Origin of the sequence: Dorea longicatena (assembly GCF_025150085.1) — a bacterium.
In the GTDB taxonomy this organism is placed as follows: Bacteria; Bacillota; Clostridia; order Lachnospirales; family Lachnospiraceae; genus Dorea_A; species Dorea_A longicatena.
On sequence record NZ_CP102280.1, the window covers coordinates 1,825,361 to 1,846,167 of the forward strand.

Consider the following 20,807-nt stretch of genomic DNA (forward strand, 5'->3'; position numbering starts at 1 on the left):
AAACTCTACAAAATATACACTTTTTTTCTTCTGGACATATCGTATTTTAATTATATCTATTTTTCCTTTTCCAGAATCCTCTGCATCTTCCCTTTGATCCTCTGAAGTGCATTATCAATCGTCTTCGGACTCCGGTCCAGAAGCTTTGCAATTGTCTTATAATCGGTCCCCATCAGGTGTAAATACAAGACTCTGCGTTCCAGTTCACTTAAATCCTTTTCCAGCCGTTCTTCCAGCGACTTTGCATGTTCCTGACTGACAAGCAGTTCTTCCGGATTTGTCTCATGTTCTGATTCCATCATATCGATCAGAGAACCTTCGCCATCTTCCCTTTCATACAAAGAAATGTAACTGTTAAGCGGGCTGTGTTTCTTTCTGTTCGAAGCTTCGATTGCCGAATAGAGCTGTCTCGTCACACACAGTCTTGCAAAACTGAAGAAAGAAGCTTCCTGATCCACATCATAATCCTGAACAGCTTTGAAAAGACCGATCATTCCTTCCTGGATCAGGTCGTCTGTCTCTCCGCCGAGCAGATACATTGCATTGGCTTCTTTTCTGACCAGATTCTTATATTTTTCCATCAGATAATCTATAATCCCGGTTTCTCCCATGCGGAGTCTGCGGATCAGTTCTTCGTCTGTTAATTTTTTATACTCTGTCATACTTTCCTCCGAAGTCCACATTTCACTCTATACTTATCTGCTTATGGCAATCGCCTGTACTTCACTTTCTTACTGCATCCGCTGTCTTACGATCTCATATGCCAGCACACCTGCTGCTACCGATGCATTCAGGGAATCGATGTCCCCCTTCATCGGGATTCTGGCGGTAAAATCGCAAGTGTCTTTGACCAGACGTCCCACGCCTTCGCCTTCATTACCGATCACCAGACCGATCGGCCCCTTCATATTGACATCATACATGACATCGCCGTCCATATCGGCACACACGAACCACAGACCCTTCTTCTTCAGATCTTCCATCGTCTTTACCAGATTCGTTACTTTTGCAACCGGCGTATAATTCAGCGCACCTGCGGAAGTTCTTGCCACAGTTGCCGTCAGTCCGACTGCACGTCTCTTCGGAATGATCACGCCATGTGCACCTGCCTGATTTGCGGTACGGATGATCGCACCAAGATTGTGCGGATCTTCGATATTATCCAAAATGATCAGGAACGGATCTTCCCCTTTTTCTTCTGCAAGCTTTAACATATCTTCTACTTCTGCATACTCATATGCGGCAACACTTGCGATCACACCCTGGTGTTTTCCGGTCTCTGACAACTGGTTTAAGCGGTCCTTTTCCACAAAGTTCAGGATCGTGTCATGCTTTCTTGCCTCACGGATGATGGATCTGACTGCGCCGTCCTGACATCCGTCCAGTACATACAGCTTGTCTACCGGTTTTCCGGAACGAAATGCTTCCATGACGGCATTTCTTCCTTCTATGATATTTTCATTTTCTTTCTTATCATACGATTTTTTATCGTGCATCTTCTTATCATGTACATTCTTATCGTGACTCATATTCGACACTCCTTATTGTTCTTTGATACTGTCCAGACCTATTTTAACCAGTTCCAGCATTCTTTTCCACTCTTTTTTCAGATACAGATAACCAAGCAGGGCTTCGAATCCCGTCGCACGTCTGTAATCTGTGATCGACTGGTTCTTCGCCGGCGATACACTCTTGGCATTGCGGCCTCTTTTATAGATGGCATGCTCTTCTTCTGTCAGATGTTCCTGCATTGTACGCATCATTTTCGACTGTGCGGATGCCTGTACATAAGAGCTGGTCTTCTGGTGCAGTTTCTGTACCTGACGGTTTCCTTCATTGATCACCAGCGTTTTGATGATCAGATCATAAATGCAGTCTCCGATATATGCCAAAGTAAGAGGTGAATATTCTTTGATATCCACCTCTTTCATCTGGAAAATCTCCTGCATATAAGTGTCAAATTCCCACTCTACGCTCTTTTCCATTGTACTCCTTCTCTGGTATCCTTTAAGATGATACCCTTCTCTAACAGTTCATCACGGATTGCATCGGCTCTTGCAAAATCTTTAGCCTTACGTGCTGCCTGACGCTCCTCGATCAGTTTCTCGATGTCTTCGTCCAGGATCTCTTCTTTCTTATCTACGATCAATCCCAGAACTCCTGTTAACTTCACAAGCAGATCGAATAATTTCTGAAGATATTCTTTTGAACTTTCTGCATCGGTTGTTGTATTGATATATTTTACAAGGTCAAAGATTGCTGCAACGGCATCTGCTGTATTGAAGTCATCGTCCATTGCCTTTTCAAATCCTGCAACAAACTCTTCTGTTTTTGCAAAGTTTTCTGCTTCTGCATCTGTGATTGCTTCTGCTTTTGCATTTTCCATAAGGAACTTCAGATTATCTGCTGCATTTACGATACGCTCCAGACCATTCTTGGATGCTTCCATCAGATCTGCACTGAAATTCAGTGGGCTTCTGTAATGTGCACTCAGCATGAAGAAACGAAGTACCTGCAGATCGTACTGTTCGCTGATCTCACGTACGGTACGGAAGTTTCCGAGAGATTTACTCATCTTTCTGTTATCAATGTTCAGGAATGCATTGTGCATCCAGTATCTTGCAAATTCTTTGCCATTGGCAGCTTCGCTCTGTGCGATCTCATTTTCATGATGTGGGAATACAAGATCCTCGCCGCCGGCATGAATGTCGATCTGCTCGCCTAAGTATTTCTTAGACATCTCTGAGCACTCGATGTGCCATCCCGGACGTCCCTCGCTCCATGGAGACTCCCATGCTGGCTCTCCTTCTTTTTTCGGTTTCCAGAGCACGAAATCCAGTGGATCTTCTTTTTCATCTTCTCCTGATACCAGAAGGGAACGCTCACCGGAACGCAGATCATCCAGATTCTTGTGTGAAAGTTTACCGTAATCTTTGAACTTTCTTGTACTGTAATATACGGTACCGTTCTTCTCGTAAGCAAATCCTTTGTCAATCAGTGTCTGGATCATATCTACCATACCACAGATTTCTTCGGTTGCCAGAGGGTTCTTGGTTGCCGGCTTGATGTTCATACCATCCATATCTTTTTTGCACTCTGCAATGTAACGTTTGGAAATCTCGTCGGCTGTTACGCCTTCTTCAATGGCTTTCTTGATAATCTTGTCATCTACATCCGTAAAGTTTGATACGTAATTTACATCATATCCTTTATATTCAAAATATCTTCTTACGGTGTCGAATACGATCATCGGTCTTGCATTACCGATGTGGATGAAATTGTATACGGTAGGTCCGCATACATACATCTTTACCTTTCCTTCTTCCAAAGGTACAAATTCTTCTTTTTTCTTTGTCATTGTATTAAATATCTTCATTTTCTGATATTTCCTCCTTTTTTTTCTTCCGGTATCGGATTCTCTTTTAAGCACTGCATACATTTTTCCATCTCCTGGATCTGTCTGTGCATTCTTAAATTATCTTCCTGCAGGGCTCTGATATCATTTTCAATTGGATCCGGCAGATGTACCTGATCCATGTCGAGTCTCGGTATCTTCTCATCATTCATTTTAACAACTCTGCCCGGCACACCTACGACCGTACAGTTCGGCGGTACCTCTTTTAATACGACAGATCCTGCCCCGATCTTGGAATTTTCTCCAATGGTAAAAGAACCAAGTACTTTTGCCCCTGCGCTGACCATGACATTATCTTCTAACGTCGGATGTCTCTTTCCCTGTTCCTTTCCGGTTCCTCCAAGTGTGACTCCCTGGTACAGCGTGATATTATCTCCAAGTTCTGCGGTCTCACCAATGATCACTCCGCTTCCGTGGTCGATGAATAATCCTTTTCCTATCGTCGCTCCCGGATGGATTTCAATCCCGGTCTTTCTTGCTGCCCGTTGCGATACCCATCTTGCAAGGAAATAATGTTTCTTCAGATAGAGCTTATGTGCGATTCTGTAATGAAGAATCGCTTTAAAGCTGGAATACAGGAACACTTCCATATTTGACTTAATTGCAGGATCCCGCTCCCGTATTACCTGGATTTCTTCATTGACATATGATATGATGCCCATCTATGATCTCTCCTTTTTATAAGTTTACCGCCCAACCTGCATGCTTTAACATACAAGAAACAAAAAAACTTCGTCTCCTGCTTTACACAAGAGACGAAGTATATCCGCGGTTCCACTCTTTTTAAAGAATACAGTTATATTACCCGTATCCTTCCCTCAGTACACGTAACGTGTGTAATCCCGGATCCGGCTATGACACTTTTCATCTTTTTCACCGGACCGACTCCCGGACGCACTTCACAAAAGCTGTAATCCAAAACTGCTTTCAGCCGGTGACAGTTTCTCTCTTTCGACACATCGCATCTGCTACTCTTTCCGTTCAAAGTCTTTCTCATATAGAATATATATTATGCGATATCATCCTTTTTGTCAACCAGTTTCCAGCGAATCTCCGCTTTAAAAAGATCCGCCTCCGTCTCAATCCAGAATTTTCCTTTCTGAATCTCCACGAAACTTTTGACGATTGCAAGTCCCAGTCCAGATCCTTCGGTATTTCTTGACGAATCCCCTCTGACAAAACGTTCCGTGATCTCCTCTGGGTTAAATGTAAGCTCGTTTGCCGATACATTTTTCATCTGGAACACCGCATCCCCGTCTTCTGCCGCAATTTTCACATATACCCTCGTATGAGGCATTGCGTATTTTGCTGCATTTCCAATCAGATTTTCAAAGATCCTGTATGTCTTCTGTCCGTCCAGTGCCACGATCACTTTATCCTCCGGAATATCCAGCCGGAAGTCCAGATTCGCTTCCGTGATCTTTTCTTCCATTTCCAGCTTCACCTGTTTGAACAGATTCACAATATCAATGTTGGCAATGTTCAGATTCACGGATTTGCTGCTTGCTTTACTGATCTCAAACAAATCTTCGATCAGTGCTTTCAGTCTGAGAGACTTTCTATCCAGCACATCGATATATTCTTTCTGTCTCTCCGGATCCTGTTCAATCTTCAGAAGATTCACATAGGTGATGATCGCCGTCAGCGGCGTCTTAAGGTCATGCGAGACATTCGTTACCAGTTCAGTCTTCATACGCTGGCTTTTTACTTCCTCATCTACCGCCTTCTTGAATCCGCTCTGGATCTTCTCGATTTCTTCTTTAAATGGCTCGAATACACCCAGATTCTCATCGATTTCTACATCCAGATTGCCATCTGCAATCTCATTTGTCGCTTCCAGAAGTCTGTGATAATTCCGTTTCACCTCATTAAAATATTTTTTTAAAACAAAGTACAGGATTGCAGAATAAATGATCAGTGCCATAATTCCATATACCCAGACACTCGTCACAGCAAGGATGATAAAGTTCACCAGTACGATCCGCAGGATTGCCTTACTTCCTTTATCGGTAAAATCAATGTCTGTAACAATCTCATATACTCTGTTGGCCAGTTTTTTCACCTTCCGGTACAGTCTCCCACCGTCCCGTCCGACTCTTTCTGCAGCCGCCGGAGCTTCTTCCCTCAGCGCCTTCCACAGCCGCCATACCAGCGTCCGTTCCGTGACATACTTTCTGAGCCCAATCTTCTGAACCGCACTGATACACGTTGTCACCCAGTATGTGACCGCAAATACACCGACCCAGATTGCAAAATCCATTGGCTGCGGCAAGCCTTCTTCTCTGGTTATGATCCAGTTCAGTTTATCATCCAGAATCCCAAGAGTAATTGACGCAACAACAAAAACAACCTCGAATGGCTGCCGGAAGATCTTTCCGCCACCAATTTTCAGTGTCTCGCTCTGTGCAAAAATCCATGCCGCCACGCATACTGCTGCCATGCAGGCAAGCATCATATACCATGCATCATTCGGAGCTTCATCCCCGAACCAGTACCATTGATTCAGATACTGTTCAATGCTGCTTTTCTTCATTCCGTAGATGTATGTGCGGTTTTTCGGCGTCTTCAGTTCTCCATGCGTAGCGTCCTCAACCGTCTCGCTCCAGTTGTCAATGATCTTTCTGAGAACAATACTCTGCGCTGTCTTTTCGCCGCTCTTTACAACTTTCACATCCGGGTTGCCATGCTCATCGTAAGTCAGCACCATACCAAATGCATATTCTTTAAAGCTGTCATCTGTCAGACCATTTCCGGTATTCGCCGTACTTCGTCCCAGAACCGTTCCCGATCCATCCTCGATCCGGTAATCCAGATAAGGATATAATGCTTCATAATCCTCCATCCACACATCTGCCACATCATTGATCTCATCCTGTGACATCTTGGCTTCTCCTGTCTTGGATGATATCTCCTGATTATAAAGGATATAACTGAATTCCAGAAAGCTTTCCAGATATTCCCTGTCCGAAAGCGACGTCGTATAAGTCTTCTGTGCTTCCTCGACCGCTTTTTCATAAATCACATCATAATTATACAGCATGACATATGCTGCACTTAATATTGTTACAATTATCAGAAAAATTCCCAGTTTACGCCTGCTTTTCAATTTTGTATCCAACGCCCCACACCACCTTTAAGTATTTTGGTTCTCTTGGATTTACTTCTATCTTTTCACGGATATTTCTGACGTGCACCATAATCGTATCGGTGTTGATCGCACGTTCATTCCATACCCGCTCATAGATCTCCTCCGCAGAAAACACCCGTCCCGGATTCTTCATCAGAAGCAGCAGGATCTTGTACTCGATCGGAGTCATCTTTACCGGTTCGCCGTCAACGGTCACTTCTACATTATCCTCATTGATCTCCAGTCCGCCGATCGTATGGATTCTGGAATTTTCTTCTTTATCTCCCAGCCTTTCCATAAAACGGCGGTATCTGCGAAGCTGTGAGTTGACTCTGGCGAGCAGTTCCATCGGGGTAAATGGTTTCGTTACGTAATCATCGGCTCCCATATTCAGTCCCATGATCTTATCCACTTCTTCTGATTTTGCGGAAAGAAAGATCACCGGGAAATCATATTTTTCCCTGAGCTTTACCACCATAGAGATTCCGTCCATCCTCGGCATCATGATGTCCACAATTGCCAGATGGATGTCTTCTTTTTCAATGACTTCCAGTCCTTCTACACCGTCAGCTGCCTGGAATACTTCATACCCCTGACTTTTCAGATATATCTCTACACCTTCTCTGATCTCCTTGTCGTCTTCTACAACCAGTACATGATTCATCTCCATCTTATTTTTCATCCTTTTTCCTAATTCCAGCTGTTTCCTCTGTTGTTATTATATTACCCGGCATTTCTTAAGGGGGACTTCAGAAAATTCTAAAGAAAAACGAAAGACACTTCCTTTTTTACACTGTCTCGTTCAGATAAACCCTTGACAATGGTATGATCTTACCAAGTTCTTCTTTCATACGTTCCGACATGACTGCATCACCATCCGCACAGATTTCTTCTGCAGTCTTTACACCGAATACAAGGCTTGCAAGTGCTCCCACTGTGATCGTTCCTTCACTGTTCTCCGGCTTTCCATCCATCAGCATCACACCCGAGAATTCTGTTCCCGTGATCATCACACAACGATTGTTCTCTTCGATAATTGGATCCGTTACAGTAAAGCATGTACCCATAAATGATTGCAGGCGCAATGACATCAGCATTCTTCTGACATCTACGATACGGATCATGATCTTTGGTTTGCCGCCGTCTACCTCTTCCGCTTCTGCCGCGATCTTGATATCTGTAATTTTACCGTCTTTTTTGTAAATCTTTAATATTCCGCCATCACTTGCATATTCCTTGATCAGGCGTTCATAATACGCTGTGCTTCGTTTTGCATAAACCTGATATGACTGTGTCAGTTGTGCTTCCATATAAGCCGCCATCTCTTCTGCATCCGCATTCACTGCATCCGTTATGACCACGCCTTCTTCTGTTTCCTCCTCCGGATCATAATATGACCGGTTCTGTTCACATACCGTTCGGAAATCAAAGGGCAGATAAATGCTCTCTGATGCAGGCATCAGGAATGTAAACGTCTCTCCGTCTGCGTACATATCATTCAATGCCTGTTTCAACAATCCTGCCATATATCCACGTTTCCTGTAAGATTCTCTCGTTGCAACGGCGACGATATAATTCACATCTTTTTTACTGCCATTCACCGCGAGTTCATATGGATTCAGATGCAGCATAGCCTGTATTTCTCCGTCCTCTTCTACTGCATAAATCTGATTGTCTTTTAGTTTTTCTTCATAATAATAATCAACAAAACTTTTGCTGTCTTCTGAAAACACTTCTTCATACAGCTTTTTCGTGTTCTGTTTTTCTTCTGTTTCCAGCTTTCTTATCTTCATTTTGTTTTTCCCTTTTTCTCTTATTTTTCTATCTGCTTCTGTGCATTTGCTGTCTATCCGCCTGCTTTTATCATTTTTGCGTTATCTAACTTTCCTGCACTTTCATACATCCGCCACAGCCGGCACATCCACCTTCTGAAGGTCCGACTCTGTAACTGTAATTAGCGATCGTATCCAGACTTGCAATTGCCTGTGAAGAAATTCCTTCTCCCGTTCCAGTAAAACCAAGTCCTTCTTCTGTCGTTGCCTTGATATTCACCTGATCCACCTCGATATGCAGTGCCTCTGCCACATTTTTCCGCATCTGTTCAATGTGCGGCGCCATCTTCGGCCGCTGCGCAATGATCGTTGCATCGATATTGCCGATCACATATAATTTCTCGTCGATCATTCTTCCCACTTCTTCCAAAAGCCTGATACTGGACGCACCTTTGTACGCCGGATCTGTATCCGGAAAATGCTTTCCTATATCACCAAGCGCTGCAGCCCCCAAAAGCGCATCCATGATTGCATGTAATAATACATCTGCATCCGAATGACCAAGAAGTCCTTTCTCGTAAGGGATCTTCACCCCACCAAGGATCAGATCTCTTCCTTCTACTAACTTGTGTACATCATATCCCATACCTACGCGCATATATTCTCCTCCTTATTTTTGTTTATCTTTTTGTTAATCTTTTATCTCACTGGTTTGTCATTTTCTGGCGTAGCGCTTTCTTCTGTTTCTTCCACCGGTTCTTCTGATTCATTTTCTTCTGTTGCTTTTACTTCTTCCGTCTCATTCTCAGATTCATTCATACGGCCCCTAATGCTGTCGTCCCGGTATTCCTTTTTCACCATCTTGATTCCGGATCCTACCAGCCAGTAAAGACCAATCAATGCGAATATTACGCCTGCCGCTATATAAAGTATATAATTCTCCGGTTTATCCGCAAGTGAACTGTTGATCAGCTTTTCTCCTAAATATATTACATATGCACCCGCAACAATGCGAATGAATAAACTACTCTTTGGTACCATCTTCGTTAACCTCCTGTTCTTACCATATCTGTAGAATCCGCCAAAGCATCCGCAATGAACTGGCAGTGACAGTTCCTGCAGGCAGCAGTTTCTTTCGAACGCATGGCGATGTAAAATATTATAAACGATTTTACTTTTCTTGTATACTTTGTTAGGTAAATTGGGCATAAAAAAAGAACCGGATTCTTTTCCGACTCTCTTGCTGTGTATACCAATATACTTAGAACCTGCCACCTCCGAAAGCTGTCACTGGCAACTTTTACAGATGTATGGCAATAAAAAATAGCGGGAACTGGATTTGAACCAGCGACACCACGGGTATGAACCGTGTGCTCTAGCCAACTGAGCTATCCCGCCATAATGAGTAGCGGGAACTGGATTTGAACCAGCGACACCACGGGTATGAACCGTGTGCTCTAGCCAACTGAGCTATCCCGCCACAATCAATTTAGAAAATGTATGGGACCAATAGGGCTCGAACCTATGACCCTCTGCTTGTAAGGCAGATGCTCTCCCAGCTGAGCTATGATCCCATATATTTTGTCGTCTCTCTCGAACCGACTTCGTTAGTATAGCATTGGTTTCGTGGAAAGTCAACACCTTTTTTCAAATTTTTTAAATAATTTCTACAATTGATATTTAATTTATTAACTGGGTTGACCTCTCGGTCCTTGAAGGACGCAGTATAAGGCACTTAATTCTTCAGGCATCCGATACCCACGGAATAAAAGTCGGGTATCCTTTCCAGTGAATGTGGAGAAGGTGTTGGTAATACTTAAAGGGGCAAAATTCTGCGTTAGGTATTCAAAATTTGACTGTTTGAGGCGTATGCCGAGTTTCAAATTTTGAATGCCTGCTTTTAGCAGAATTTTGCCCCTTTAGTATTACCCGCCGACGGAACCTGAACAGGAAAGGATTCCTAACTTTTATTCCGGTCCGAGTAGCCGTCGCCTGATAAATTAAATACCAATTCTATACGATTCCCTGAGCTGTCATAGCATCTACAACTTTTTCAAATCCTGCAATGTTAGCTCCGGCAACATAGTTACCTTCCATTCCGTAACGTTTTGCAGCATCGTCCATGTTGTGGCAGATGTTTACCATGATGTTCTTCAGTTTTGCATCTACTTCTTCGAATGTCCAGCTAAGTCTCTCGCTGTTCTGTGACATCTCAAGTGCAGATGTAGCAACACCACCAGCGTTTGCAGCTTTACCAGGTGCAAAGATCACACCATTCTCCTGCAGATACTGTGTTGCTTCTAATGTAGTAGGCATGTTAGCACCTTCGCATACAGCTACGCATCCGTTAGCAACTAACTGTTTTGCATCTTCAAGGTGAAGTTCATTCTGTGTAGCACATGGAAGAGCAAGGTCAACCTTAACAGACCATACACCGCGTCCTTCATGATATTCTGAATTAGGACGGTAGTTCTTGTACTCTGTCAGTCTTGCACGTTTTACTTCTTTGATTTCTTTTAATGCTGCAACGTCGATTCCGTCCGGATCATATACCCATCCTGTAGAATCACTTGCTGTTACAACTTTAGCTCCAAGCTGCTGAGCTTTCTGGATTGCATAGATTGCAACGTTACCAGCTCCGGAAACTGCAACTGTCATTCCCTTGATGTCTTTTCCGTTGATCTTTAATAATTCTTCTGTTAAGTAGAGAAGTCCATATCCTGTAGCTTCTGTTCTTGCTAAAGATCCGCCGTAGCTTAATCCTTTTCCTGTCAGAACACCTTCATACAGGCCTCTGATTCTCTTGTACTGACCGAACATGTAACCAATCTCTCTTGCACCTGTTCCGATGTCTCCTGCAGGAACATCTGTGTCAGCTCCGATATATTTGCAAAGTTCTGTCATAAAGCTCTGGCAGAATGCCATTACTTCTCTGTCTGATTTTCCCTTAGGATCGAAGTCAGAACCACCTTTACCTCCGCCGATTGGAAGTCCTGTCAGTGAGTTCTTGAAGATCTGCTCAAATCCAAGGAATTTGATGATACCAAGGTTTACAGATGGGTGCAGACGTAATCCTCCTTTGTATGGTCCGATTGCGCTGTTAAACTGTACACGGTATCCTGTATTAACCTGAACCTGTCCTTTATCGTCTACCCATGGAACACGGAATTTGATCTGTCTTTCAGGTTCAACAAGTCTTTCAAGAAGAGCGTCTTTTCTGAATTTCTCCTCGTTAGCCTCTACAACAACTCTTAATGACTCTAATACCTCTTTTACTGCCTGGTGGAATTCTGGCTCTGCAGGATTCTTAGCTACTACTTTCTCCAGTACTTCATCAACATATGACATAGCTTTCTACCTCCTAAAATAATATACGTATCCTTTTCAAAAGCGTCCCTGTCCAACAATTTGTCCAAATACTGCGATCCAGCCGCCGGCTGTTTTTTCTACACGCTTTGGAATAAAAAAAGCAGATGACTTACGCCATCTGTTTTTCCCTGACGCCTTTGTCCTTTACTATTGTAAAGCAAACAAGTGTATCTGGCAAGATATTTTTTACAGTTTTTATTATTTTTTGCAACTTTTTACAAAACCCTTGCAGATTTCGCAAGGGTTTTGTGCTTTTTCTCATGTTATATTCATTTTTATGAAACAGATTGCGCTCTAAATTGCATTTATTGTAATACAAGGATGCCAATTTTCATCTCATTACCGAAAGTCTCAGACACCTGAACATTCATTATTTGAAGTATTTTACTCCTGATTCGAAGATCTTCATATCCTGTTCTCCGTAAATGTTCATTGCCACACTTCTGTTTCTTCTTTCTGAATGCGCCATCTTACCAAGTACACGTCCGTCCGGGCTTGTAATACCTTCGATCGCACAGTAAGAACCGTTGACATTCCATTCTTCGTTCATTGTGATATTTCCTTCCGGATCACAGTACTGTGTTGCAACCTGGCCATTTGCGAATAACTTGTCCAGCCATTCTTTATTTGCAACAAATCTTCCTTCACCATGAGATGCAGGGTTGGTGTATACTCCGCCAAGTTCTGCTTCTCTGAGCCATGGAGATTTGTTCGTTACTACTTTTGTATAGACCATCTTGGAGATATGGCGGCCGATCGTGTTGTATGTAAGTGTCGGTGAATCCGGCTGCTGTCCTGTAATCTCTCCGCTTGGTACCAGACCAAGCTTGATCAGAGCCTGGAATCCGTTACAGATACCAAGTGCCAGTCCGTCACGCTCATTCAATAATTTTTCTACCGCTTCTTTCATCTTCGCATTCTTAAATGCTGTTGCGAAGAATTTTGCTGATCCGTCCGGTTCGTCACCTGCACTGAATCCACCTGGGAACATGATGATCTGTGACTGTTCGATCGCTTTTTCAAATACTTCTACAGAATCAACGATATCAGATGCACTCATATTTCTGAATACTTTTGTGATTACCTTTGCTCCTGCTCTTTCGAATGCTTTCGCACTGTCATATTCACAGTTTGTTCCAGGCATTACCGGGATAAATACGGTCGGCTGAGCGATCTTGTGGTCACAAATATAAATATCAGATGTATCATATAATCCTGTCTCCACCTTCGCATCCTGTCCTTCCGCTCCGGAATTGGTCGGGAATACTTTTTCCAGTGTTTCTTCCCATGCAGATACTGCTTCGTCTAACGCAATCTTCACATCGTTATATTCAATAGCTGCGCTGTCTGTTACTTCACCAATTACAGTATAAGTAATTCCAAGTTCAGATACCTTATCAGCCGGTACTTCTGCGATGATATCTCCGAATGCCGGTGCAAATAAGTCTCTTGCGTCTACATCGTGCTCGATCTTCACACCCATGCCGTTACCGAATGCCATCTTGCTGACTGCTGCCGCAATACCATGTCTGTCCAGTGCATAAGCTGCTACGATCTTACCGCTGTGGATATCTTCTGTAAATTTACCGTACTGCTCCATAACTTTCTCGTATACAGGAGTGTCGTAATTATCTGTCTCAATACGAAGCCATACCAGTTTATCTCCGGCTTTCTTAAGTTCCGGTGTGATAATGTCTTTCTCTTTTGCAATGTCCACTGCGAAAGATACCAGTGTCGGTGGTACATCGATGTCTTCGAATGTTCCTGACATACTGTCCTTTCCACCAATGGATGGAAGTCCGTATCCAAGCTGTGCACTGTAAGCTCCGAGAAGAGCTGCGAACGGCTGACTCCATCTGTGTGGATCTTCTGTCATACGACGGAAATATTCCTGGAATGTGAAACGGATCTTGCTGTAATCGCCACCTGCTGCAACAATCTTTGCGATAGACTCTGTCACTGCATAGATTGCTCCGTGATATGGGCTCCATGTTGACAGATATGGATCAAATCCGTAACTCATCATACTTACGGTATCGCAGTCTCCTGTTAATACCGGAAGCTTGGCAACCATTGCCTGCGTCTCTGTCTTCTGATATTTTCCACCGTGCGGCATGAATACAGAAGCTGCTCCGATGGATCCGTCGAACATTTCTACCAGACCTTTCTGTGAGCATACATTCAGGTCTTTTAACATACCAAGCCATTTTTCTCTTACGTCTTTTACTTCTTCTCTTACGAGGATGCTGTCTTTTCTGTTCGGGATATCAACCGCTACAGTTGTCTCCTGGTGTGCTCCGTTGGTATCAAGGAATGCACGTGAAAGATTTACGATCTCTTTTCCTCTCCATGAAAGGACCAGTCTTGGATCTTCTGTTACGACAGCCACCTTTGTTGCTTCCAGGTTCTCTTCGGATGCATATTTCATAAATTCATCTACATCTTTTGGATCTACAACAACTGCCATACGTTCCTGTGATTCAGAGATTGCGATCTCTGTTCCGTCAAGGCCGGCATATTTCTTAGGTACTTTATCAAGGTCGATCTGAAGTCCGTCTGCAAGTTCTCCGATAGCAACAGATACTCCGCCTGCTCCGAAGTCGTTACATTTTTTGATCAGCTTGCTGACTTCTTCTCTTCTGAATAATCTCTGGATCTTTCTTTCTGTAGGTGCATTACCTTTCTGTACTTCTGCTCCACAGGTCTCGATAGACTCTTCTGTATGTACTTTGGAAGATCCGGTTGCTCCACCGCATCCGTCACGTCCGGTACGTCCGCCGAGAAGGATAATGATATCTCCCGGATCTGAAGTTTCTCTGATGACTGCACGTCTTGGTGCTGCCCCGAGTACTGCTCCGATCTCCATACGTTTTGCAACATAATTCGGATGATAGATCTCTTTTACTGCTCCAGTTGCCAGTCCGATCTGGTTACCATAAGAGCTGTATCCGTGTGCTGCTTCTCTAACCAGTTTCTTCTGTGGAAGCTTTCCTTTTAATGTATCTTTTACAGATACGGTTGGATCAGCGGCTCCTGTAACACGCATTGCCTGGTATACATATGTACGTCCTGACAGTGGGTCACGGATGGCTCCTCCGAGGCAGGTAGCAGCTCCACCGAATGGCTCGATCTCTGTCGGATGGTTATGTGTCTCGTTCTTGAAGTTCACAAGCCACTCTTCTTCCACACCGTCTACTTCGATCGGCACAACGATACTGCATGCATTGATCTCATCGGATTCTTCCTGATCCTGTAATTTTCCTTCACGTTTTAATTTTCTCATTGCCATCAGTGCAAGATCCATCAGGCAGACAAATTTGTCTTCTCTTCCTTTGAAGATCTCGCTGTGATCAGCGATGTACTGTTTGTAAGTCTCTTCCATCGGCTCTCTGTAATCGCCGTCGCCGAATGAAACGTCTGTAAGTTCTGTCGAGAATGTTGTATGACGGCAGTGATCTGACCAGTATGTATCCAGAACGCGGATCTCTGTCATGGAAGGATCTCTGTCTTCTTCTGATTTAAAATAATTCTGGATATGCTGGAAGTCCTTGAATGTCATGGCAAGTCCGAGAGAATCATATAATTCTTTTAACTTATTTTCTTCCATATCTTTGAATCCGTCAAAGATTTTTACATCTGCCGGCTCATCAAATACGGTAACTAATGTCTCCGGCTTTTCGCCCTGTGCTTCTCTGGAATCTACAGGGTTGATGCAGTGTTCTTTGATTGCTTCAAATTCTTCATCTGATAAGCTGCCTTCTCCTCCATGGATCACATAAGTTGTCGCGGTACGGATGACCGGCTGCTCGTCTTCTTTGATAAACTGAATACACTGAACAGCGGAATCCGCTCTCTGGTCAAACTGTCCCGGAAGAAATTCTACAGAAAAGATTCTGCTTCCTTCTTCTGCCGGAAATTCTTCTTTATATAATGTATCTACAGGTGGTTCAGAAAAGATGCCATTACATGCTTTCTCAAATGTCTCATCGGATACATTTTCCACATCGTAGCGAATCAGTACACGAACACTGTCCACGTCTTTGATTCCAAGATAGCTGCGGATCTCAGTCTTAAGCTCCTTGGCCTGTACATCAAATCCTGATTTTTTCTCCACGTACACTCTTTTTACATTGCTCATAAGTAATCCTCCATAAATGAATTTTTACACATTTTCTATTGTTAGTATAACACAACATTCATTATTTAATACAATTAATATATCTAAACACTTTTATAATCTGTACTTATTAATCCTTTATCATTTTCATTCCCGTCAATCCTTTTTTACAGATTTACGATTCCTCTGGCTTTTTATAATATTTTTTAATAACGAACAATACGATCCATATCACTACCAGCACTGCTCCAAATACCTCACTGATACGGATTACCATATCAGAAAAGAATCCTTCCGGCAGCATCCGGATCATATAATCAGTCTCCGGATTGAATATCCATAGATTATTGGTAAAAAACAGTTTATGAAAAATCGTAAAACACGTCGTAAAATCTATACTGAAAGCAATGCCAAGCAGTACACCTATGACTAGCCATACACCAAGTGCGATCGAATATGCCCTGCAAAAAAGTCTCTTCCAGTCTTTTTCCCGCTTTTTAAACATCGTCAGTATGGCTGCAGCTACAATCAGGCAAACTCCCCCGACCTTAATACCTCCCAGGAATAGATTCCTGACATCTCGCATATGCAGCCGGTCTCTTTCATTGAAGAAATCCTGCTCTTTTCCTTCCACCGTTGTTACAACTGACAGCTTCTCTTCTTTTCCGATCAGATAGTTCATCATATGTTCTGTCACGTACATGACATGGTCGATGTTCATATCCAGATCTTCTGTCACTTCATATTTCTGGTATTCTTTTTTGTAAAATCCATAATGACTGTCTCCATATACTGCCGCCCAGATACTGAATGCAAGTGCTGCGATCACTGCACACATCATGGCCACAACCGATATGAGCGTTGTTAATTTCTTCAAGTTTTTTTCCTCCTGTTCTTCATTATTATAACACTTCTATTGTAAATACGGTTGTAATTTTCTTTCATTTCACTTATAATACAGTTAAGATTCATTAGGAGGACTTATCATGGATATTAACTATGAGTTATATAAAGTATTTTACTATGTAGCTTCCACCTTAAGCTTTTCGGAGGCTTCCAAGCAGTTGTTTATCTCGCAGTCGGCTGTCAGCCAGTCGATCAAGGCATTGGAGAAAAAGCTGGATCAAACCTTATTCATCCGAAGTACCAAGAAAGTACGTCTTACTACCGAAGGAGAGATTCTTCTGCGCCATATCGAACCGGCGATCAGCCTGATCAAGCGTGGGGAAAGCCAGCTTCTCGATGTCGGCGTACGCGGAGGACAGCTTCACATCGGAGCCAGTGATACGATCTGCCGTTATTTCCTGGTGCCTTATCTGGAACGCTTCCACCGGGAATTTCCGGGAGCGCATATCAAGGTTACGAATGCGACATCGATCCGCTGCGTAGAACTCCTGGAGACCGGGCAGGTGGATCTGATCGTTGTCAATTCACCGAATTCCTATCTCGGAAATGTTCCGAATGTGAAAAAGATCAAAGATTTCCAGGATGTGTTCATTGCCAATGAAGCATTTAAAGAATTAAAAGGAAAGAAGGTTTCTTTCAAAGAACTTCTGGACTACCCGATCCTTATGCTGGACAGAAAGAGTACAACCAGCGAATATCTGCACAACCTGTTCCTTCAGAATCAGCTGGATCTGGTTCCGGAGATCGAACTCAGCAGTAATGACCTTCTGATCGACCTTGCCCGCATCGGACTTGGAATCGCATTTATTCCGGATTTCTGTCTTTCCCAGACAGCCGATTCGGATTCTCTGTTCATTGTTGAGACGAAGGAATCGCTTCCGGAACGCGAACTTGTCATTGCGCATAACGAGAAGGTTCCGGTATCCAAAGCCGCACAGGAGTTTTTATCTTATTTTTAATATGTTTACAAACTCTTTTTCCTGCCAAAGTATCCCTGGAGAACTACCGGTGGCAGCTACTTTTATTTACTTTCGCATAAAATACCATGTGGCATATGTCCCTCATGGTATTTTTTCCTATCATATTGTTCTATAATATATTTTTCTATAAATAATATTTTTCTGATTCTGCTTACCTCTTATCCATCTGTTCTTCCTTCCAGAACCCTGCTATCTTTTCTTCGATATTTTCACTGTTACAGATCTGGAAATCATTCCACTCCCTCGGAAACACCTCCTGGCACCGCCGGTCCATAAAACGTTCATCCAAAAGTGCAATCACCCCTCTGTCCTGATCAGTCCGGATGACTCGTCCTGCCGACTGTAGCACCTTATTCATGCCCGGATACAAATAAGCATAATCGAATCCATTCAGATTCTTCCGGTCAAAATAATACTTTAAAAGTTCCCGTTCCAGACACACCTGCGGAAGTCCTGTCCCGATGATCATTGCCCCGATCAGTTTATCTTCCGTCAGATCAATTCCTTCTGAAAAAATACCACCCATCACACAGAAGCCGATCAGGCTGTGTGCTCTTTCCTGTTCGAATTTTTTCAGGAATTCTTCCCGTTCCTGCTCCGTCATATATTGGGACTGTACTGCAACTTCAATCTGTTCCTGCGGCAGTTCCATGAATGCTTCCCACACTTCTTCCAGAAATCGGTAAGACGGGAAAAAGGCAAGATAATTTCCTGTTCTTCCTTTTATCACACGCATCATATATTCTGCATACTTACGGTACATCTCCGGTCCGCGTCTGGTATACTTCGTGCTGACATCATTTCCCAGAAGCAGTAATCTTTTGCTTTGTTCAAATGGAGATTCTGCATAGATCGCATAATCATCCTTTGCCGCAGATAACAGTTTCTTATAATAATTGATTGGAAGAAATGTTGCCGAAAATAATATCGTACTATTTCCTTTTCCCATATATTCCTGCAGGCATCCCGCCGGATTGACACAGAACAGATGCAGGTAAAACTTTCCTTCTTCACTTAGTTCTGAATAAATCAGATAATTTTCATCCAGCCGGTCATGAATATATATGAAATTACGGATACCAAAGTAAAACTCCAGTACCCCTTTCCGTATTACTTCATCTTTACAGTCTTCTATAAACTCTTCCAGCTTTGTCATCAAAGACAATAGCTTAATATACACATGTGACACACTATTCAGTATCTGGCAGCCGTCACATTCTCTTTTTAACTCCAGAAGCTGCTTATTGCAGCTCTCCAACGCCGAGACAAGTTTCGGTTCTCCGTATTTTACCAGCTTTTTGATTTTCAGAAAATCTTCCTTGCAAATACTGGTGCTGTACATGGTCCTCCCACGTTCGACCAGATTGTGTGCCTCATCGATCAGAAACAGATATTCTCCTTTGACGCCGTCTCCGAAAAAGCGTTTCAGATGTGCATTCGGATCAAAGACGTAATTATAATCACATATAACCGCATCTACCCACTGCGATACATCCAGTGCCATTTCAAACGGACACACATTCCATTTCCTTGCCTGTTCTTCCAGCACTTCCCGGCTCATTTCATCTGTCGATGTGAGCAGTTCATAAACAGCAGCATTTACACGGTCAAAATGTCCTTTGGCATATGGACATGCATCCGGATTACAGATAGTTTCCTCACAGAAACAGATTTTTTCTTTTGCCGTCAATGTGATGACTTTCATCTTCAGATCCTGCTTCCTCAGGATCTCGAATGCCTGACTTGCCACCGTTCTGGTGATCGTCTTCGCCGTCAGATAAAAGATCTTTTCTCCCAGTTCTTCCCCGACTGCTTTCACCGCCGGAAATACGGCCGCCATTGTCTTGCCGACTCCGGTCGGTGCCTGGATAAATAATTTCTTTTTTCTCAAAATTGTCCTGTATACCGACGCAACCAGTTTCTTCTGTCCGTCTCTATATTCGAATGGGAATTCCACTGTTTTGATTGAAGCATTTCTCTTTGCTCTCCATTCCATCTGGTATCTTGCCCATTTTTCATATTCTGATACAAGTTCTTCGAACCATTTCTTAAGTTCTGCCCGGGTATATACCTCCTGGAATCTCCGGATTTCTTCGGTATCTAAATTACAATACGTCATCTGTACTCCGATTTCTTCCAGATTTTTCTGTTCTGCATAGATATAGGCATAGCATTTTGCCTGAGCCAGATGTAAAAGCTGCGGTTCTTTCAGACGTTTCAAATCCTTAAATACTCCTTTGATCTCGTCGATCACCACACGCTTCGGAAGTTCTATGATCCCGTCCGCTCTTCCTTCTACACTCAGGATAAATCCATCGCACGCTATCTGATACTTTAACGGGACCTCTGCACGGTACTCTGCCCCCTGCTGTCTCTGGATTTTCCGGTGTATCCGGCTGCCCTGCTGCATAGCCTCCTTATCTGCCCCGCCGGTCCGGTTGTCAATGTCTCCATGTCTCAATATAAATTCCACCAGATTCCGCACTGAAATGCGGATACATGGTTGTTCCAGATTCATGATCTGCTCTCCCCCAATCGTTCTTCATACATCGGTCGAACCGCTCCCGTCATCCCTGCGATCACATCGATCACCGTCATGATATCTCCGCTCCGATTCTTCTGATAAGCATGGTAGCTTCCCTGAATGCAAAAACTCAACATCACGTTCATCGCCGTATCTTCTTCAAACTCCGGATATTTTTCAAAAATCATCTGCTTGATACTCCGCTCAATACTGTCCGCGAAATGATTTGCCTGACTGCCGGAAAATAATATTGCCGTCAGAGAATTCTGAGATATATAGGCCATCAGAAGTTCCCTTGCGAATTCTGCCGGATGCTCCAGAAGATATTCCGGATGCTGAATACTGTTCGCAATCGACTGTACCACTTCTTCTTCCATCGCATCTGACAGATCGTAGATATCTTTATAATGTGCATAAAAGGTAGACTTATTGATCCTTGCACTTTCACATAATTCTTTTACTGTTATCTTTTCCAGAGGTTTTCTGGAACGCAGTTCGATAAATGCATTCTTGATTCCCCGCTCTGTTTTCTCAATCCTAAGATCCATTTCATTTTCTCACTTTCCCGACACTTTTTCCCATTCGTCGGTTATCCAC

General features: G+C 43.2%; 16 protein-coding genes, 3 tRNA genes and 1 other annotated feature. Of the genes, 1 reads left to right on the forward strand and 18 read right to left on the reverse strand.

Annotated features, from left to right (window positions below; translation table 11 throughout):
- Nucleotides 1-56: 56 nt before the first annotated feature.
- The 16 genes from sigH to NQ508_RS08780 all read right to left on the reverse strand — a co-directional run bounded on the left by sigH (nt 57) and on the right by NQ508_RS08780 (nt 16,641).
- Complete coding sequence (sigH, locus tag NQ508_RS08705) at nt 57-662, reverse strand: RNA polymerase sporulation sigma factor SigH (protein ID WP_022416339.1); 606 nt, start codon at nt 660-662, stop codon at nt 57-59.
- Between the two features lie 69 nt (nt 663-731).
- On the reverse strand, nt 732-1,496 hold the full coding sequence (gene rlmB / locus NQ508_RS08710) for a 23S rRNA (guanosine(2251)-2'-O)-methyltransferase RlmB (protein WP_044920247.1): 765 nt from the start codon (nt 1,494-1,496) through the stop codon (nt 732-734).
- A gap of 45 nt (nt 1,497-1,541) precedes the next feature.
- Nucleotides 1,542-1,985 carry a Mini-ribonuclease 3 gene (locus NQ508_RS08715; RefSeq protein ID WP_006427964.1) on the reverse strand — a complete coding sequence of 148 codons (444 nt, stop codon included), beginning with the start codon at nt 1,983-1,985 and terminating at the stop codon, nt 1,542-1,544.
- Nucleotides 1,970-3,376, reverse strand: a complete 1,407-nt coding sequence (gene cysS / locus NQ508_RS08720; RefSeq protein WP_006427965.1) for a cysteine--tRNA ligase — start codon at nt 3,374-3,376, stop codon at nt 1,970-1,972. Before cysS ends, NQ508_RS08715 begins: the two co-directional genes overlap by 16 nt.
- On the reverse strand, nt 3,373-4,077 hold the full coding sequence (epsC, locus tag NQ508_RS08725) for a serine O-acetyltransferase EpsC (RefSeq protein ID WP_006427966.1): 705 nt from the start codon (nt 4,075-4,077) through the stop codon (nt 3,373-3,375). The genes cysS and epsC overlap by 4 nt, the downstream gene beginning before the upstream one ends.
- Nucleotides 4,078-4,163: 86 nt before the next feature.
- Nucleotides 4,164-4,409, reverse strand: a binding site (T-box leader).
- A 15-nt stretch (nt 4,410-4,424) separates the two neighbouring features.
- A complete protein-coding gene (locus tag NQ508_RS08730; protein WP_006427968.1) occupies nt 4,425-6,455 on the reverse strand; it encodes a sensor histidine kinase in 2,031 nt (676 codons plus the stop codon).
- A gap of 49 nt (nt 6,456-6,504) precedes the next feature.
- The gene (locus NQ508_RS08735; protein ID WP_044920248.1) at nt 6,505-7,212 is read right to left on the reverse strand and encodes a response regulator transcription factor; all 708 of its coding nucleotides are present in this window, start codon (nt 7,210-7,212) and stop codon (nt 6,505-6,507) included.
- Between the two features lie 118 nt (nt 7,213-7,330).
- The gene (locus tag NQ508_RS08740) at nt 7,331-8,335 is read right to left on the reverse strand and encodes a GNAT family N-acetyltransferase (RefSeq protein ID WP_006427970.1); all 1,005 of its coding nucleotides are present in this window, start codon (nt 8,333-8,335) and stop codon (nt 7,331-7,333) included.
- Nucleotides 8,336-8,420: 85 nt separating this feature from the next.
- A complete protein-coding gene (ispF, locus tag NQ508_RS08745; protein WP_006427971.1) occupies nt 8,421-8,972 on the reverse strand; it encodes a 2-C-methyl-D-erythritol 2,4-cyclodiphosphate synthase in 552 nt (183 codons plus the stop codon).
- Between the two features lie 41 nt (nt 8,973-9,013).
- The gene (locus tag NQ508_RS08750) at nt 9,014-9,355 is read right to left on the reverse strand and encodes a hypothetical protein (RefSeq protein WP_044920243.1); all 342 of its coding nucleotides are present in this window, start codon (nt 9,353-9,355) and stop codon (nt 9,014-9,016) included.
- Nucleotides 9,356-9,638: 283 nt separating this feature from the next.
- Nucleotides 9,639-9,712, reverse strand: a tRNA-Met gene (locus NQ508_RS08755).
- A gap of 8 nt (nt 9,713-9,720) precedes the next feature.
- Nucleotides 9,721-9,794, reverse strand: a tRNA-Met gene (locus NQ508_RS08760).
- Nucleotides 9,795-9,815: 21 nt separating this feature from the next.
- A tRNA-Val gene (locus NQ508_RS08765) sits at nt 9,816-9,888 on the reverse strand.
- A 439-nt stretch (nt 9,889-10,327) separates the two neighbouring features.
- Nucleotides 10,328-11,662: an NADP-specific glutamate dehydrogenase gene (gene gdhA / locus NQ508_RS08770; protein ID WP_006427973.1), complete on the reverse strand. Its 1,335-nt coding sequence runs from the start codon at nt 11,660-11,662 to the stop codon at nt 10,328-10,330.
- Between the two features lie 391 nt (nt 11,663-12,053).
- Entirely contained in the window at nt 12,054-15,821 is a 3,768-nt protein-coding gene (locus NQ508_RS08775; RefSeq protein WP_006427975.1) for a phosphoribosylformylglycinamidine synthase, read from the reverse strand.
- 154 nt (nt 15,822-15,975) lie between these two features.
- Nucleotides 15,976-16,641 carry a TIGR01906 family membrane protein gene (locus NQ508_RS08780; protein WP_006427976.1) on the reverse strand — a complete coding sequence of 222 codons (666 nt, stop codon included), beginning with the start codon at nt 16,639-16,641 and terminating at the stop codon, nt 15,976-15,978.
- A 145-nt stretch (nt 16,642-16,786) separates the two neighbouring features.
- Here NQ508_RS08780 and NQ508_RS08785 point away from each other — a divergent pair, with 145 nt between their 5' ends.
- Nucleotides 16,787-17,665 carry a LysR family transcriptional regulator gene (locus NQ508_RS08785; RefSeq protein ID WP_006427977.1) on the forward strand — a complete coding sequence of 293 codons (879 nt, stop codon included), beginning with the start codon at nt 16,787-16,789 and terminating at the stop codon, nt 17,663-17,665.
- A 172-nt stretch (nt 17,666-17,837) separates the two neighbouring features.
- Here the strand turns inward: NQ508_RS08785 and NQ508_RS08790 are convergent, their stop codons facing one another.
- Complete coding sequence (locus NQ508_RS08790) at nt 17,838-20,204, reverse strand: helicase C-terminal domain-containing protein (protein WP_006427978.1); 2,367 nt, start codon at nt 20,202-20,204, stop codon at nt 17,838-17,840.
- The gene (locus NQ508_RS08795) at nt 20,201-20,758 is read right to left on the reverse strand and encodes a TetR/AcrR family transcriptional regulator (protein ID WP_006427979.1); all 558 of its coding nucleotides are present in this window, start codon (nt 20,756-20,758) and stop codon (nt 20,201-20,203) included. The genes NQ508_RS08790 and NQ508_RS08795 overlap by 4 nt, the downstream gene beginning before the upstream one ends.
- Between the last annotated feature and the right edge of the window lie 49 nt (nt 20,759-20,807).

Excerpts from the sequence above, each read along its gene's own strand:
- sigH (WP_022416339.1), bottom strand. The coding sequence starts at position 662 with ATGACAGAGTATAAAAAATTAACAGACGAAGAACTGATCCGCAGACTC.
- rlmB (WP_044920247.1), bottom strand. The coding sequence starts at position 1,496 with ATGCACGATAAAAAATCGTATGATAAGAAAGAAAATGAAAATATCATA.
- NQ508_RS08715 (WP_006427964.1), bottom strand. The coding sequence starts at position 1,985 with ATGGAAAAGAGCGTAGAGTGGGAATTTGACACTTATATGCAGGAGATT.
- cysS (WP_006427965.1), bottom strand. The coding sequence starts at position 3,376 with ATGAAGATATTTAATACAATGACAAAGAAAAAAGAAGAATTTGTACCT.
- epsC (WP_006427966.1), bottom strand. The coding sequence starts at position 4,077 with ATGGGCATCATATCATATGTCAATGAAGAAATCCAGGTAATACGGGAG.
- NQ508_RS08730 (WP_006427968.1), bottom strand. The coding sequence starts at position 6,455 with ATGCTGTATAATTATGATGTGATTTATGAAAAAGCGGTCGAGGAAGCA.
- NQ508_RS08735 (WP_044920248.1), bottom strand. The coding sequence starts at position 7,212 with ATGGAGATGAATCATGTACTGGTTGTAGAAGACGACAAGGAGATCAGA.
- NQ508_RS08740 (WP_006427970.1), bottom strand. The coding sequence starts at position 8,335 with ATGAAGATAAGAAAGCTGGAAACAGAAGAAAAACAGAACACGAAAAAG.
- ispF (WP_006427971.1), bottom strand. The coding sequence starts at position 8,972 with ATGCGCGTAGGTATGGGATATGATGTACACAAGTTAGTAGAAGGAAGA.
- NQ508_RS08750 (WP_044920243.1), bottom strand. The coding sequence starts at position 9,355 with ATGGTACCAAAGAGTAGTTTATTCATTCGCATTGTTGCGGGTGCATAT.
- gdhA (WP_006427973.1), bottom strand. The coding sequence starts at position 11,662 with ATGTCATATGTTGATGAAGTACTGGAGAAAGTAGTAGCTAAGAATCCT.
- NQ508_RS08775 (WP_006427975.1), bottom strand. The coding sequence starts at position 15,821 with ATGAGCAATGTAAAAAGAGTGTACGTGGAGAAAAAATCAGGATTTGAT.
- NQ508_RS08780 (WP_006427976.1), bottom strand. The coding sequence starts at position 16,641 with ATGATGTGTGCAGTGATCGCAGCACTTGCATTCAGTATCTGGGCGGCA.
- NQ508_RS08785 (WP_006427977.1), top strand. The coding sequence starts at position 16,787 with ATGGATATTAACTATGAGTTATATAAAGTATTTTACTATGTAGCTTCC.
- NQ508_RS08790 (WP_006427978.1), bottom strand. The coding sequence starts at position 20,204 with ATGAATCTGGAACAACCATGTATCCGCATTTCAGTGCGGAATCTGGTG.
- NQ508_RS08795 (WP_006427979.1), bottom strand. The coding sequence starts at position 20,758 with ATGGATCTTAGGATTGAGAAAACAGAGCGGGGAATCAAGAATGCATTT.